This is a genomic window from Streptomyces sp. NPDC020489 (assembly GCF_044386545.1).
Lineage (GTDB): Bacteria > Actinomycetota > Actinomycetes > Streptomycetales > Streptomycetaceae > Streptomyces.
The window spans coordinates 720463-735364 of record NZ_JBIRUZ010000004.1 but is presented as its reverse complement, the minus strand read 5'-3'; the positions used below and the strand labels follow the sequence as shown (position 1 = coordinate 735364).

General features: G+C 72.9%; 10 protein-coding genes and 1 pseudogene. 5 read left to right on the top strand and 6 right to left on the bottom strand.

Features of this window, described 5'->3' with window-relative positions; translation table 11 throughout:
• Positions 1-84 precede the first annotated feature (84 nt).
• Positions 85-786 (top strand): annotated as a pseudogene (locus ACH41F_RS14035) (2-hydroxyacid dehydrogenase); the annotation flags it as partial.
• Here ACH41F_RS14035 and ACH41F_RS14030 read toward each other — a convergent pair.
• From ACH41F_RS14030 to ACH41F_RS14015, 4 genes are all read right to left on the bottom strand, one after another.
• Entirely contained in the window at positions 783-2384 is a 1602-nt protein-coding gene (locus tag ACH41F_RS14030) for a ricin-type beta-trefoil lectin domain protein (RefSeq protein ID WP_391238329.1), read from the bottom strand. The pseudogene ACH41F_RS14035 and the gene ACH41F_RS14030 overlap by 4 nt on opposite strands.
• A 567-nt stretch (positions 2385-2951) precedes the next feature.
• Positions 2952-3329: a toxin Doc gene (locus ACH41F_RS14025; protein ID WP_391238331.1), complete on the bottom strand. Its 378-nt coding sequence runs from the start codon at positions 3327-3329 to the stop codon at positions 2952-2954.
• A gap of 3 nt (positions 3330-3332) precedes the next feature.
• Complete coding sequence (locus ACH41F_RS14020) at positions 3333-3578, bottom strand: hypothetical protein (RefSeq protein WP_391238333.1); 246 nt, start codon at positions 3576-3578, stop codon at positions 3333-3335.
• A 228-nt stretch (positions 3579-3806) separates the two neighbouring features.
• Positions 3807-6050: a glycoside hydrolase family 9 protein gene (locus ACH41F_RS14015; protein ID WP_398835345.1), complete on the bottom strand. Its 2244-nt coding sequence runs from the start codon at positions 6048-6050 to the stop codon at positions 3807-3809.
• A gap of 382 nt (positions 6051-6432) precedes the next feature.
• Between ACH41F_RS14015 and ACH41F_RS14010 the strand changes: the two genes are divergently transcribed.
• The 3 genes from ACH41F_RS14010 to ACH41F_RS14000 all read left to right on the top strand — a co-directional run bounded on the left by ACH41F_RS14010 (position 6433) and on the right by ACH41F_RS14000 (position 10945).
• Positions 6433-8814, top strand: a complete 2382-nt coding sequence (locus ACH41F_RS14010) for a SpoIIE family protein phosphatase (protein WP_398835343.1) — start codon at positions 6433-6435, stop codon at positions 8812-8814.
• 157 nt (positions 8815-8971) lie between these two features.
• Positions 8972-9613 (top strand): DUF4232 domain-containing protein, encoded by a 642-nt coding sequence (locus tag ACH41F_RS14005; protein WP_391238341.1) that lies wholly within the window; start codon positions 8972-8974, stop codon positions 9611-9613.
• Positions 9614-9688: 75 nt separating this feature from the next.
• A complete protein-coding gene (locus ACH41F_RS14000) occupies positions 9689-10945 on the top strand; it encodes an SLC13 family permease (protein WP_391238982.1) in 1257 nt (418 codons plus the stop codon).
• A 17-nt stretch (positions 10946-10962) separates the two neighbouring features.
• On the opposite strand, the gene ACH41F_RS13995 is transcribed toward ACH41F_RS14000, so the two are convergent.
• Both ACH41F_RS13995 and ACH41F_RS13990 read right to left on the bottom strand, forming a co-directional pair.
• Entirely contained in the window at positions 10963-12762 is a 1800-nt protein-coding gene (locus tag ACH41F_RS13995) for an RICIN domain-containing protein (RefSeq protein WP_398835340.1), read from the bottom strand.
• A 352-nt stretch (positions 12763-13114) separates the two neighbouring features.
• Positions 13115-14029: a helix-turn-helix domain-containing protein gene (locus ACH41F_RS13990; protein ID WP_398835337.1), complete on the bottom strand. Its 915-nt coding sequence runs from the start codon at positions 14027-14029 to the stop codon at positions 13115-13117.
• 63 nt (positions 14030-14092) lie between these two features.
• Here ACH41F_RS13990 and ACH41F_RS13985 point away from each other — a divergent pair, with 63 nt between their 5' ends.
• Positions 14093-14899 carry a phytanoyl-CoA dioxygenase family protein gene (locus tag ACH41F_RS13985; protein WP_398835334.1) on the top strand — a complete coding sequence of 269 codons (807 nt, stop codon included), beginning with the start codon at positions 14093-14095 and terminating at the stop codon, positions 14897-14899.
• Positions 14900-14902: the final 3 nt, after the last annotated feature.

Here is a 14902-nt window from a genome sequence, read left to right as displayed (position 1 = left end):
CTCGTACTGGGCGTACTCGGGCTTTCGGGCGGTGCGGCGAGAGTGCGTGCCGGGCGTCGCGCGGCAGAGGCCACTTTCACAACAGGCCCTAGGGTGTGCACCATCGGTTCCAGCGGTGCCGAGGCGCAGAACGTGGCGGAGCAGACCTTCGCCCTCATGCTGGCGCTCGCCAAGCGGCTGGTCCCGGCGCACACCGCCCTCGTCGAGGCCGACTGGGCGCTGCCCCGGCTCCAGCACTCGCTGACCGAGCTGTCCGGCAAGACGCTCGGCATCGTGGGTCTCGGGCAGATCGGGCGCCAAGTGGCCCGGCGTGCGGTGGCGTTCGACATGGACGTCGTCTACGCCGGGCGGCGCCGGCTGCCCGAGGAGACCGAGGCGGGGCTGGGCGGCGCCCGGCATGTGCCGCTCGACGACCTGCTGCGCACCTCCGACTACGTCTCCCTGCACGCGCCCTTGACCGAGGAGACCCGGCATCTCCTCGACGCCGGCCGGCTCGCGCTCCTGAAGCCGACCGCGTTCGTGATCAACACCGCGCGGGGCGCCCTGATCGACCAGGACGCCCTCGCCGACGCCCTGGAGAAGGGCGCCCTGGCCGGTGCGGGCCTCGACGTCTTCGACCCCGAACCACCCACCCCGGCCCTGCGGTTGCTGCGCGCCCCCAACGTGGTGCTGTCACCGCACGTCGGCGGCGTCACCCGGGAGACGCTGGTGCGGATCGCCCTGGCCGCGGTCCAGAACGTGACCGCGCACCTGGCGGGCGAACCGCCCCGCGACGTCGTCGGCTAGACGGGCCCCCCGACCGCCCGGGCGGAGGGGGCGCCGGACCCCGGGACGGAGAGCGCGCCGGCGCTGGGCACCACGGAGTCGGTCACCCAGCGCTGTCCGTCGGAACCGTCCCGCACCTTGACGACGATGTCGGCGTCCGCCGCCCCGGTGGTGGAGGTCAGGGCGAGCTGGTCGTCCCAGCGGGTCAGCAACTCGCCCGGCACGGTGATGTCGTAGCGCACGTCGGCGGCGCGCCTGCTCTTCTCGTCGGCGCAGGCGCCGAGGATGACCACACCCGCGTCCACGTGCGAGTCGAGGCAGAGGTCGGGGTCGGCGGCGCTGCGCAGGCGCCCGTCGGCCTCGTACGTCCACTTCTGACTCGCCGCGTCCGAGCAGGTCTCCAGCTCGGTGGCGGCGCCCTTCTTCACCTCGCCGCGGACGTCGAGGCAGAGGTCCGCGCCGACGTTGCGCAGCCTGGACTGGCGGGGCACCGTGGGCAGTCGGGCGGTGTCGGGCGGGGAGCTGGACACGCCGCCGGACGCGGATTCACGGCCCCCGGAGGCGCTGGTGGAAGCGGCCGGTTCGGTGCCGTCGTCGTCCGACCAGACGTTCGCCGCCAGCACACTGGCGATCAGCCCGACGGACGCCAGCCCCACCCCGGTGAGCAGCACCCGTGAGGCCCGCGGCCCGTCCGGGGAGCGTCGGCCGGGGCCGGGGATTCGGGACAGCAGGCTCCGGCGTCCGCCGCCGTGCCGGGCGGCGCCGCGGCCGCGCGGGCCGGGCTCGGTGCGGCCGGGCCGCGAGTCGAGGTAGCGGCCGGCACCCCAGCCGAGCACCGACTCCGCGAGCAGCGCCCCGAGGCCGCCCTCGAAATGGCCCAGTTGCTCGGCGGCGTAACGGCAGTAGCGGCACCCCGTCAGATGCTGCTGCACATCCGGCAACAGGGCTCCGCCCCGGCGTATCGGGACGTCGAGGAGGCGGTTGTAGAACCGGCAGTCCTTGGTGGGCGCGAGTTCTCGATGGGCGTGTACGCAACCTTCGCGGAATTTTTCCCGCGCCTGTTCGAGAGCGGCCGACGCGGTGTCGATGTCCATGCCCAGCAGACCCGCGGGGGCCGCAATGGACTCGGCCTCGACCTCGGTGTGCCACAGCAGACACCGGGCGAGTCCGGGCAGCGCCTGGAATGAGCGCTCGGCGAGTTTCCGGTTTTCCGGCGTCATGGACTTCGCCGTACGCATACCGCGGCCGCCGGCCGGTTTCCCGAGATCCGGCAGCACAGCGGATATTCGGTCCTCGGCGGACCACTCGCGGACGATGTCGCGGGCCCGCACCAGCAGCCTGGGGCGCAGGGCGGTGGCCGGTTCGCCGAGCGCGAGCCGGTCGAGGACCTGGTGGAAGGCGGCGGCGGTCACCATGGAGGCGACGTCCGTGCGGGCCGCGAGGCAGATGACGGCGTATTCGTGGACCGGCTGCCAGTGCCGCGCCATCAACAGCGCGGCCGCCTGGGCCGCCTCGCCGTCCGGACGCCCCCTGAGCAGGGAGGCGAGGTCGTCGTCGGATTCCCCCGGAACACCGCCGGGCGGCGGGTAAGGGGGGCGAGGGGGGTGGGGGGTGGGCACTGAGCGGTTTCCTTCCCACGCGCAGGTGGTTCTCAAAAGTTCTGCTCGCCGAAAAGGCTCGGGGATTGGTGCATACCTTTATGGCGAGGCGCGGGGAGCGAGAATTCGCCCGTGACTCTTTCGTCCGGGTTCCCCACCGAACGAAAGAAGACCCGGCCATTACCCCCCGCACGGGTAGTTCACCCTTGCACAACGGAGTCATGACCAACAAGGCACCAGGGCAACATCTGTTTCATCGAGAGATAGTCGGAAACAGTCGACGCCCAGGTCGCCTGCCACGGCGTTCGACATTTCAGGCGCCCCGTGTGAAACCCGCGCACGAGCCGGGGCGACGCGCACGCTGCCGGCCCGCACTGGCTCGTGGTGCACTGGTAACGGCCCCTCGGAGGCCACGCGCGGAGACGGCGACTCTCCCGCGCCGTACGGCCGCCGACCCCGATCCTCCCGCCCTCGGTCGGCGGCCCCGAGGGCGGGGCCGGGTCGGCCGAGGCGCGAGACCTGCCCCGTGCGCCGAGAAGCCTGTGCCGGTCCCTGTATCTGCCAGGGTCGAGAAGCCTGTGCCGGTCCCTATATCTGCCAGGAGCGCAGCCGGTCGGCCGCCCCGTAGACGTCGGCCTTGCCGGACATCAGGTCACGGGCGAGGTCGACGAGGGCGCCGTAGGGCGGGTCGATGCCCGCGCCGCTGACGAACATGTACGCCACGGCCGTCGCACAGGCGAAACGGGCGTTGGCCGCGGGCAGCGGCTTGAGCAGCGCGAGGGTGTGCAGCAGGGCGGCGGCCCGCCAGGCCGGGTCCGAGTCGACGCCCAGGCGCGGCGGGTCCACCCGATGGCGCGCGACGGCCGCCACCAGGGCGGAGAAGTCGTTGATCGTGGGCTGCTCGGGCAGGACTTCTTCGTGACGCTGGAGCAGCCAGGGCACGTCGATGTGGACGACGGGAGCCATCGGTCAGGCGACCCGCCCCGCGCCCTTGCCGGCCGGTTCGTCCTCGGGGAAGGCCGCGGCGAACTCGTCGGCGTGGGACGCGAAGAACCGGCGGAAGGCCTCCGCGCCCTCCTTGAGCGCGCGATGGCGCGCGATGTCGGCCGCGGCCGCGTCCCGGACGAGGGCCTTCATCGACGTCCCGCGCTCCTTGGCGATCTGCCGCAGGTCCTCCAGCTCACGGTCACTGAACTCCACGTTGAGGGCTGGCATGCCTTCACGGTACCTCCGAGGTACTTTCGCGTAAATACCACCTGCTCAGAGCGCCTGCTCCGGGGTACCGCCGGGTACCGGGCCGCGGCCCGGCCCCCCTGCCGACACCTCCTTCGCGCCCGGCTCCGGTCGCCCGCGACAGCGCGACCCCCGGCCCCGCCTGATGAGGCGGGGCCGGGGGTCGCGCGAGTGTTCAGGCGTCTGCCGGGACGCCGGGGATCCTCCGGCCTAGCTCTGGTCCGCCACGAAGGAGGCCATCCGGGTCAGGGCGGAGTTCCAGTTGATGGTGTGCTCGTTGGTCGACCAGGACTGGATGTCGTCGATGTAGCAGAACTGACCGACGCAGCCCTGGAGTTTGCTCTGCGCAAGGGGGTCCTGGATGCTCGAGTTCGGGCCGCCGGCCAGGGTTCCCCGCGGCGGGTTCGGCTGGCTCGGGTCGAGCTGGTGGGCGTACCAACGGGCGTGCTGGTTGTGCGAGTTGACCTCGCCGTAGCCCGTCACGTACGACATGTTCAGCGCGTTGCGGCCGAAGAGGTAGTCCATGGACTGCACGGCGCCGTCACGGTACTTGGTGCCGCCCGTGATGTCGTACCCGGTCGCGATGACGATCGCGTTGTGCAGGATCTGGTGGTTGGAGCCCCAGTCGTAGAGGTTGTCGGCGGGGGCGTACGGCATGCCGTAGGGGTGTGCCTTCAGCGTGGCCAGGTAGCGGTCGGCGCCCTTGACGACCGACTGGCGCACCTTGTCCCGGCCGGGCAGCTTGCTGGGCACGGTGGCCAGGTCCAGGCGGGCCGCCGCGGCGGTCCGGGCCCAGTCGTAGCCGGTGGGTCCGAAGATGTCGGCGGTGTGCACGGGTGAGGCGAGGACGCGGTCGGCGTAGCCCTTCTCCCCGGTCGTGAGGTACAGCTCGGCCGCCGCCCAGTAGAACTCGTCGGTCACGTCGCTGTCGGGGTAGGCGCCGCCGCCGGTGCCGTCGTTGGGGTCGGCGTAGATGTCCGGGTGTGCGAGTGCGGCGGTGAAGGCCTTGCGGGCGGCGGCGAGGGACCTGGCCGCGAACGCCTTGTCGTAGGGCCGGTACAGGCGGGCCGCCTGCGCGGCCGTGGCCGCCAGGTTCAGGGTCGCCGCGGTGTTCGCCGGATGCAGTTCCCGCTTCTGCGGGTCGTCGCTCGGCATCAGGGGCAGGCCCGTCCACGCCTCGTCGTGGACCTTGTGATGGGCCATCCCGGCCAGCGGCTGCCCGTTCGGCACCTGCATCTTCAGCAGGAACTCCAGCTCCCAGCGGGCCTCGTCGAGGATGTCCGGCACGTGGTTGCCGCTCTCCGGGATCGCGAGGGTGCCGTCGCCGAGCTTGGCGGGCTCACCGGTGCGGGCGTGCAGCGAGCGTTCGTACGTGCTCAGCAGCTCCCAGGTCGAGATGCCGCCGTTGACGACGTACTTGCCGTGGTCGCCGGCGTCGTACCAGCCGCCGGTGACGTCGAGGGTGTAGTCGCAGACGCCGGGCTGGCAGGGCACGTTCCCGTCGCCCTGGTTGGGCGCGACGTCGACGTGTCCGGCGGCGCGGCCGTAGCCCGGGCGCAGGTCGTCGCGGATCGCGATGCCGCTGCGCTGGGTGTAGTAGTACTTCGCCGCGTCCGTGCGCAGCCGCTCGTAGGCGCCGGCGCCGATGTCGAAGGGGCGGCTGGTCTCGCCGTCGGCGACCAGGGTGAGGCCCTTGCCCGGCTTCTTGTAGGCGCTGAAGTCGATGGAGTGGACGTTCTGCGCGGAGGACGCGTCGGTGCCGCGCGGTGTGGTGGAACCATGGGCGACCACGGTGCCCGAGGCGTTCTTCAACTGCCAGGGCAGCTTCGTGGTCGCGTCCGTCACGAGCGTCGCGTTCTTCGGCCCCGAGGGCAGATAGGCGACCTGGTTGACGCGCACCCGGGGCCCGGTGTCCGGCTCGTACACCTCCGGCGGCACCCCGCCGAGCAGGGAGGCGTCGTCCACGCAGAACCGCCAGGCCTCGTCGCTGCCGCCGAGTTGGAAGCCGACCTGCGCCTGGGTGGCGTCGACGGGTGAGGTGAAGGTGTACGCGTAGGAGTCACCCGAGACGCTGACCTGCGGGCTCACCTCGAAGTAGGTGTCGTACGGCGCCACTTGGAGCCCCACGATCGCGCGGACGACATGCCCGGCGGGTGAACCGTTCGCCTTGAAGCTGAACTTGTACGACTCCCCCTTGACCAGGGTGACGTCGTTCTGGCCGACAGCGGCGTCCCAGCGGTTGGCCGTGCCCCCCGGCACGTTCGCGCACAGCTGCCCGTCGGACAGGCTCGTGGTGACGTTGCTGCTCGCCCACCACGGCTCGGTGGTGGTGTCGAAGGTGCCGTTCTTGAGCTGTTCGACCTCCTCGGCGGCGGCCGGAGGCATGGGAGAGGCGACGAGCGCCGCTCCCAGCAGGGCCGTCAGGGACAACAGGGCGGTTCTGCGTTTTTTCACGTCCGGGGCTCCTCGCTGAGCTGAGGGAGACGCACGCATGGGAGCGCTCCCAAAAGACGGTCGACGGCCATGTTTGCTGCGGGCATGACACCGCGTCAACGGTCCGGACGTAACGCTCCGCCAGTTGCGCCGTTTGGGGCGCCTTTCGGCTGCGGCGCCGTCGTGGCCGGTCGCGCCCGATTCTGACGCCGCACCACACCGGGCCGTCCAGGGCGCGTGCGCGCACCGCCGCCTCGCCGGTCGCGACGGCCGGATGCCCCCCTCTTGACCGTGCCCCGCAGGATGCGCGGGGGTTCTCGTCCGCGCGCGAGCCTGACGGACTAGGCTTGGAACGCAAGTGACGCGCCTGTTCACTGTGAGTGTCCGCGATGGAGTGGCGACGATGAGCCCGGACTACCCGTTCGACGATGCCGCGACGGCACGGGCTGTCATCGACGACCTCGGCACGGTCCGCGAGTGGAACGGCGGCGCGGAGCGCCTGCTCGGCCACCCGGCCGCGGCGGTGGTGGGGAAACCGGCCACGGATCTGCTGGTCAGCGAGGATCCGGAGACGGCCTTCCGGCCCCGCGGCCCCCGCTGGGACGGCACCGTCACCCTCCGCCACCGCGACGGCGGCACCGTCCGCGTCTGGCTGCTCGCCCACCACCGGCGCTCGCAGGACGGCGCCCCCGGTCACTGGCTCGTCGTCACCCCCCTGGAGGCCGGCGGCCCCCGCCCCGCGGACGACCCGCTCGCCGCGGCCCTCGTCCAGTCCCCCTGTGCCGTCGCCGTCTACGACGAGCGGCTGCGGCTGAGCCGGGTCAACGAGGCGATGGCCGAGGTGATCGGACTGCCCGAGGAGCGCATCCGGGGCCTTCGGCTGTCGGAGATCGGTGGCAAGGAGCAGAGCACGGAGCTGGAGGGCCATCTGCTGCGGGTGCTCACCTCGGGCCGGGCGCAGGACGTCCAGACGTACATGCGCACCGGCGGCGAGGAGCGGGCGCACGCGTGGCTCGCCCGGATGGCCCCCGTCACCGACGACGCGGGGCGGGTGCGGGGGGTGTGCCTGGCGGCGCACGACTTCACCGAGAACTACCTGGCCCGCGAGCGGCTTCAGCTGGTCAACGAGGCGAGCGTACGCATCGGCACCACCCTCGACGTCACCCGGACGGCCCAGGAACTCGCGGACGTCTGCGTCCCCGCGCTGGCCGACTTCGTCAGCGTCGACCTGCTGGACCCGCAGGAGAACGGCGACCCGCCCTCCGTGCTCACCGCGCCGGTCGGACTGCGCCGCGCCGCCCACCAGTCGGTGAACCCCGGCAGCCCCGAGGCCGTCGCCAAACCCGGGCAGCTGGAGACCTATCCGGCCACCTCGCCGCAGGCCGACTCGCTGGTCGCGGGCCGCACCATCGTCGCCACGCTGGCCTCGGGCGAGCTGGACCAGTGGCTGTCCTGGGACCAGGCGCGCAGCGAGCGCGTCCAGGAGTACGGCATCCACGCGACGATGTCGGTGCCGATCCAGGCCCGCGGGCTCACCCTCGGGGTGGCGGTGCTGACCCGGTTCCGGCGCCCCGACCCGTTCACGGCGGACGACGTGCTGCTGGCCGAGGAGGTCACGACCCGCGCCGCCGTCTGCATCGACAACGCCCGCCGCTTCTCCCGGGAGCGGGAGACCGCCCTCGCCCTCCAGCGCAGCCTGCTCCCCCGCACGCTGCCCCGCACCGCCGCCGCGGACGCGGCCTCGCGGTATCTGCCCGCCGCGCGGGCCGGGGTGGGCGGCGACTGGTTCGACGTGATCCAGCTGTCCGGGATGCGCGTCGCGATGGTCGTCGGGGACGTCGTCGGGCACGGCATCCAGGCCTCGGCCACCATGGGCCGGCTGCGCACCGCCGTGCGCACCCTCGCCGACATCGACCTCGCCCCCGACGAACTCCTCACCCACCTCGACGACCTCGTGGTCCGCCTGTCCGCCGAGTCCGGGGGCGAGGGCAGCCCCGGCGAGGTCGGCGCCACCTGCCTGTACGCGGTGTACGACCCGGTGTCGCGGCGCTGCACACTGGCCCGCGCCGGACATCCCGCGCCGGTGATGATCGCCCCGGGCGGCGTTCCCGAGCTGGTCGACCTGCCCTCCGGTCCCCCGCTGGGCGTGGGCGGGCTGCCCTTCGAGTCCACCGAGCTGTCGCTGCGCGAGGGCACGGTGCTGGCGCTCTTCACCGACGGCCTGATCGAGTCCCGGGACCGGGACGCGGACGCCGGTCACGCGCTGCTGCGCGAGGCACTGTCGACGCACTCCGAGTCCCTGGAGGAAGTCTGCGACCGGGTCCTGCACACCCTGCTCCCGGCGGGCGGCTGCGCCGACGACGTGGCCCTGCTGCTGGCCCGCACCCGTGGACTGCCCGCCACCCAGGTCGCGACCTGGCACATCCCCGCCGATCCCGCGCTCGTCGGTCCGATCCGCAAGCAGGTCGTCGACCAGCTCGGCACCTGGGAGCTGCTTGAGGCGTCGTTCACGGCGGAGCTGGTGGTGAGCGAGCTCGTCACCAACGCCATCCGGTACGGCGCCCACCCCATCCGGCTCCGGCTGATCCATGACGCGACCACGCTGATCTGCGAGGTCTCCGACACCAGCCACACGGCCCCGCATCTGCGCCGCGCCAAGACCTGGGACGAGGGCGGCCGGGGACTGCTCCTGGTCGCCCAGCTCACCCAGCGCTGGGGCAGCCGGCACACCACCGAGGGCAAGACGATCTGGGCCGAGATCGGCCTGCTCGAGAACGAGGACTGAGCGCACGCCTCTTCAGCCAGGACCGCGGCCCCCCGGACGTCCCACACCTGCTGAGCCCGGGTCGGCGGCTGACCGGCGCGGGCTTTTCCCGCCGCGCCCGCATCACACCTTCAGGCCGGGGCACCCCGCGTCATACGAGGAGCGGAGGGGGAGAGTCATGGCGAACCATCACGGGTCGGCCCTGCTGGTGAGCACGGCCGCACTGCTGGCCCTGCTGTCCGGCTGCGGCGACAGCGGCGACCCCGCGTCCGCCCCGCGGACCCCGCCCGGCACGGTGGCGCCGACCACCGCTGAGAGCACGACGGCGACGCACTCGGCGGAGCCGACCGCCACGGCCGGGACGTCCACCCCCGCCGCCCCTGCCTCCAGCGCACCCGCCGCCACCCGCTGCCACACCTCCGAGCTGGAGGCCACGCTCGGCCGCGACGACCCGGGGGCGGGCCAGAAGAACTTCCCCGTGATCGTGACGAACACCTCGTCCCGTACCTGCACCCTCCACGGCTACCCGGGTGCCGCGTTCGTCGACGCCTCCGGCCACCGGCTCGGACCGGACCCGCGGCGCACCCCGGGCACGGCGACCACCGTGACACTGGCGCCCGGACAGCACGCCTGGTCGGGGATCACGTTCGCCAACCCGCAGGTCAGCGGGGCCCGCACCGCCAACCCGGAGGCACTGCTGGTGACCCCGCCGGACGAGCGCGACCCGCTGAAGGTGGCGTGGTCGGCCGGGGAGGTACCGGTGTCCGGCAACGAGTCCACGGTCTCGATCACGCTGTTCCGCCGGGGGCCGGGCGCCTGACCCGGTACACAGCCTTCTTACCTTGTCCTGTTTTCATGTCGGGGCACCGCACGACCACGCCCCGAAGGAACCCCCCTGAACACCCCGCTCGCCGAAACGCTGTCCATCGTCCTGCTCGTCGCCGTCCTCGGCTGGGCCGTCGTCCGCCCCAAGGGCCTGCCGGAGGCGGTGCTCGCGGTCCCGGCGGCCGGTCTCGTGATCGCGACGGGGGCGATCTCCCCCGATCATGCGTGGGCGGAGGTCGAGCGGCTGGCACCGGTGGTCGGCTTCCTCGCCGCGGTCCTGGTGCTCGCGCACTTCTGCGACGTCGAGGGGCTGTTCCGGGCCTGCGGGGCGTGGATGGCGCGCCGCTCCGCGGGGCGCCCCACCCGGCTGCTGACCGCCGTGTTCGTGCTGGCCTCGGCGATCACGGCGGTGCTCAGCCTCGACGCGACGGTGGTGCTGCTGACCCCGGTGGTGCTGGCCACCGCGGCCCGTAGCGGCGTCCGGGCCAAGCCGCATCTGTACGCCTGCGCGCATCTGTCGAACACGGCGTCGCTGCTGCTGCCGGTGTCCAACCTCACCAACCTGCTGGCGTTCGAGGCGAGCGGGCTGAGCTTCACCCGGTTCGCGGCGCTGATGGCGCTGCCGTGGCTGGTCGCGATCGGCGCCGAGTACCTGCTGTTCCGGCGCTTCTTCGCGGACGACCTGAAGGCCGCCGTGACCACGACCGAGTCCGCCGAGACCCCTGAGCTGCCGGTGTTCGCCCTCGTCACCGTGGGCTGCACGCTGGCCGGGTTCGTGGTGGCCTCCGCGGTCGGTGTCGAGCCCGCCTGGGTGGCCCTGGTGGGGGCGCTGGTCCTGGCGGGGCGCGCGCTCGTGCGCCGCCGGGCGACCCCGCTGACGGTGGTGCGGTCCGCCGCCCCGGGGTTCCTGGCCTTCGTGCTGGCGCTCGGCGTCGTCGTGCGCGCGGTCGTCGACAACGGGCTCGCCGACGCGCTGCGACACGTGCTCCCGGACGGCTCGGGACTGGTGGCGCTGCTCGGCATCGCCGTGCTGGCGGCCGTCCTGGCCAACCTGATCAACAACCTTCCCGCGGTGCTGGTGCTGCTGCCGCTCACCGCCGCCGCAGGTCCGGGCGCCGTGCTCGCGGTGTTGATCGGGGTGAACATCGGCCCGAACCTGACGTACGCCGGATCACTGGCCACCCTGCTGTGGCGGCGGATCGTGCAGCGGCACGGGCACGATGTCGGGCTCGGCGAGTTCACCCGGCTCGGGCTGCTCGCCGTACCCGCCGCGCTCGTCCCGGCCACCCTGGCGCTGTGGGCGTCGCTTCAGCTCGTCGGGGCCTGAGCGGGGCGGCCGAGCGGTCAGCGCGGGCTGCCGTATCCCCCGTAGCGGTATCCGTTGCCGTACGGGCCGCCGCCGTAGCAGTCGTACGCGTTCGGGTACGGGTAGCAGGGGGGCGCGCCGGTGGGATACGGGCTCGTGGGGGTCGGCGAGGCGGTCGTCGGGCTCGGGGTGGGGGTCGGCGACGCCTTCTTCGTGGGGGTGGGCGTGGGTGAGGGGGTGGCGACGGGTGCCTTCTTGACGGTGTCGGTCCGCGCCTCCCACTTCACCGCCTCCATCTGGAGGTCGGTCCTGGAGGTGTCGAACACCCAGCGCTGGACGGCGGTGTCGGTGCGGCTCTTGAGGACCAGGGCGCCGGTGCCGTCGGTGGCCGCGGGAGTGAGGGCCAGGTCCTGGTTCCAGCGCGGCACCAGGTTGCCCTGGAGGGTGAAGTCGTAGCGGATGTGCTTGGCGTCGGAGGCGGAACCGCCGTCGCACGGGCTCAGCCGCACCGAGTAGCCCAGGCGGGAGTCCAGGCACAGGCCGGGGTCCGCGACGCTGCGCAGGGCGCCGTCGGTCTCGTACGTCCACTGCTGGTCGGGCTTCGAGGAGCACGTGGTGACCTCGGCCTCCGCGTCCTTGACGGTCTTCGCGCCGTCGAGGCCGACGCAGAGCCCGGAGTCGACGTTGTGCAGCCGGCCGCGCAGCGGGCCCTGGGCGTCCTTGCCGGAGCCGACCCAGGAGGAGCCGGACGTGGACCTGCCGGCCTGGGAGCCGGGCGTCTCGGAGGCGCTGGCGCCGCCGGCGTCGGCGGTGTCGTCGCCGCCGTCGTGGACCGACCACATGACCAGCGGGAGGACGACCAGGCCGCTGAGGGTGAGGACGGCCGCGGCGAGGTTGCGGCGCCGGGCGGCAGCCCGGCGGGCGGCCTTGCGGTCCGTGCGCGAGGGACGGTCCCGGCGGGCGGCCGGGGCCTCGTCGAAGAAGGCCTCGCCCGGGACGGCGGCGGGTGTCGGGGGCGCGGGCGTCTGCGCGGCGGGCTCCTCCCGGGGAGCGCTGCGGGACTCCGCGTAGGCGCGTCCGCCCCAGCCCAGGACGGCCTCGGCGAGGGCGACGCCCAGGGCGGCGCCGAACTGGAGCAGTTGGTCGGCGGTGTCCCGGCAGTGCTTGCAGCGGTCCAGGTGAGCCCGCAGGTCGGGGTCGACGTCGACGCCGCCGCGGCGGTAGGTGACGTCCAGCATCCTGGCGTAGGAGCGGCACTCCTGTTCCGGGGCGAGTTCGCGGTGGACGTGCAGGCACTCGTCGCGCAACCGCTCGCGGGCCCGGCGCAGTTCGACGCCGGCGTCCTCCTCGTCCAGGCCCAGCAGGGCAGCGGGTGAGCTCAGCGGTTCGGCCTCGACCTCGCTGTGCCAGAGCAGGCAGCGGGCGGACTGGGGCAGTCGCTGGAAGGCACCGGACAGCAGGCGCCGCTCCGCGCTCGGCAGCAGGCGGGCCGCGGCCCGGTCACCGGCGCCGGTTCCGGAGCGCAGTTCGGGGTGGAGCTGTTCCTGCCTGCGGTCGTTGTCCCATTCCGCGGCTATGCGGCGCACGGTGACGAGCAGTTGGGGGCGCCACGCGGCGGTCGGCCCGTTCTGGCGCAGCGTTTCACCGAAGAGCCGGGTGAATGCCGCGGTCGTGAGCATTCCGGCGGAGCGTGTTCCGTCCGTGCACAGTCGGGCATAGGTGAAGGCCGCTTCCCAGTGCCGGTCGAGGAGTTCGCCGACGGGATGGAGGGCGGGCGTGGCTCCGGTCCACTTCTTCAGCTCGGCGCTGAGTTGTTCGTCCGTGGCATCGGCATTCACGGCTGCATTCCTCTCGGGGGCATACGAAGCAAGTCCATACCAAGGGGTATGCGGTCCCGACGACGACGGCTCTTGTGAAGCGTGGGGGACGTGCGGGAGCGGTCAGAGGCGCGCGGGGACCTAATTGTCTGCGCGCCGACAAGGCTTAACCTTTGCACAGGTCAGCGCAATGTAACAAGAGATCATTCCGTTGCGCGCATTGTGTGAGCAGCGGTCCATATTGACGTCTCGTCAATACCTGGATCCAGTCCAGGACCCGTTATCGGCACAGTTATTGGGAACGAGTTTCACCAGGCCTCGGCCCCAACCATTGAACGGCGGCCCTACCCTGCACACGGCCGGTCTACGCACGTCACGTCCCAACCATTGGGCCGCCGGTCCGGTACGCGCCGGGCGTCATACCGAATCGCTCCCGGAAGACGCGGTGGAAATGGTAGGGGCTCACGAAACCCGAGGCCGCCGCGACGCGTTCCACGGACAGATCGGTACCTTCGAGGAGGCGTGCGGCGTGCCGCAGCCGCGCCTCGCGCAGGGCCCGCATCGGGGACCGGCCGGTCTGGCGGGTGAACAGATGGGCCAGCCGGGAGGGCGAGAGCGAGACGTGCGCGGCGAGCGAGTCGACGGTGTGCGGGGCACCCGGGTCGGCCTCCAGGAGTTCCTGGGCCCGGCACACGCGGTCGTCGAGGCCGGGGCGGGGTGCCGGTCGCCGCGCGACGGCGGTCGTCAGCAGCACCACCTCCTCCAGCGCGCACAGGGCGAGTTCGCGGGCGGCGCTGTCGTGCGCCACCGCGATCCGGTCGTCCGGGCCGGTCCGGGGGCCCGCCGCACCCGGCGTGCGCGCGTCGGCGAGCATGCGGTCGAACGCGTCGTGGACCCGGTCGTGCGCGGTGGCCGGCCCCGCGGGGACGACGTAGAGGCCGTCGCCGGTGTCGTACGGGTGCAGCCAGGGCAGCCACGACGGCCGGGCCTGGCAGTGCGCCCACCAGAACCGCCAGTGCCGCGCGCCCGGCGGCACGCCGTAGCCGTGGGAGACACCCGGCGCGAGCACGACCAGGTCCCCCGCCGCGGCCCGGGTGGTGCTCGCGCCCTGCCGCAGCCGCCCCTGGCCCGCCGTGGTCCAGGTGAACAGCCAACTGGCCGAGCCCTGCGGTCGGTTGACGTCGTATCCCGGCGTCTCGTCGAAACGGCCGACCACCACCAGGCCGGGCGGCGGCCCGGGGTCGCCGGGCGCAGCAGGCTCAGGCAGTCCGTCAGCGGTCACGGGCATCCTCCTGGGGGGCAGGGCTGCCTAGCGTGACACGCCGAGGACACCGGACCGAGGAGTGGACGCATGACCGTCACAGACAGCACACCCACCCTGACCGAGGCCGGGCTGCGGCGGTTCCGGGAGGACGGGTTCACGGTCCTGCGGGGCCTGTTCGCCCCCGACGAGATCGACCGGCTGTGCGCTCAGTTCGCGGCGCTGCACGCGGCGGGGGCGGTGCCGGGGCACTTCGAGCCGCGGGGCGGGACCGATCCGCTCGGCGTGTACCCGCGCGTGATGCAGCCGCACGAGATCAACCCGCTCGCCCGGGAGGTCCTGCTCGCCACCCGGCTGCGCGAGGTGCTGGAGGTGCTGCTGGAGGAGGAGGTGCTGGCCGCGCAGAGCATGTTCTACTTCAAGCCGCCGGGCGCCCGGGGGCAGGCGCTGCACCAGGACAACTTCTATCTGCGGGTCGAGCCGGGGACGTGCGTGGCGGCATGGGTGGCCTGCGACACGATCGACCGGGAGAACGGGGGCCTGGAGGTCGTGCCGGGCACGCATCGGATGGAGTTGTTCTGCCCCGAGGAGGCGGACGAGGGGGTGTCGTTCGCCCGGGAGTACGTGCCGCCGCCGGCGGGGCTGGCCGCGGTGCCCGTGGACATGGCGCCCGGGGACGTCCTGTTCTTCAACGGCAGCCTGGTGCACGGGTCGCAGCCGAACCGGAGCCGGGCGCGGTTCCGGCGGTCGTTCATCGGGCACTACGTGGGCCGGTCGGCCGAGCGGATCGGGGCGTACTACCGGACGGTGTCCATGCGCGGGGAGCGCGTGGCGCTCGCCGAGAGCGAGGGAGCCGGTCCGTGCGGCACGGAGTTCGCGCCGCACGGACCGCACTGAGCG

Coding starts and splice junctions, on each gene's coding strand:
- ACH41F_RS14025 (WP_391238331.1), bottom strand. CDS start 3,329: ATGGCTCCCGTCGTCCACATCGACGTGCCCTGGCTGCTCCAGCGTCAC.
- ACH41F_RS13985 (WP_398835334.1), top strand. CDS start 14,093: ATGACCGTCACAGACAGCACACCCACCCTGACCGAGGCCGGGCTGCGG.
- ACH41F_RS14010 (WP_398835343.1), top strand. CDS start 6,433: ATGAGCCCGGACTACCCGTTCGACGATGCCGCGACGGCACGGGCTGTC.
- ACH41F_RS13990 (WP_398835337.1), bottom strand. CDS start 14,029: ATGCCCGTGACCGCTGACGGACTGCCTGAGCCTGCTGCGCCCGGCGAC.
- ACH41F_RS14020 (WP_391238333.1), bottom strand. CDS start 3,578: ATGCCAGCCCTCAACGTGGAGTTCAGTGACCGTGAGCTGGAGGACCTG.
- ACH41F_RS14005 (WP_391238341.1), top strand. CDS start 8,972: ATGGCGAACCATCACGGGTCGGCCCTGCTGGTGAGCACGGCCGCACTG.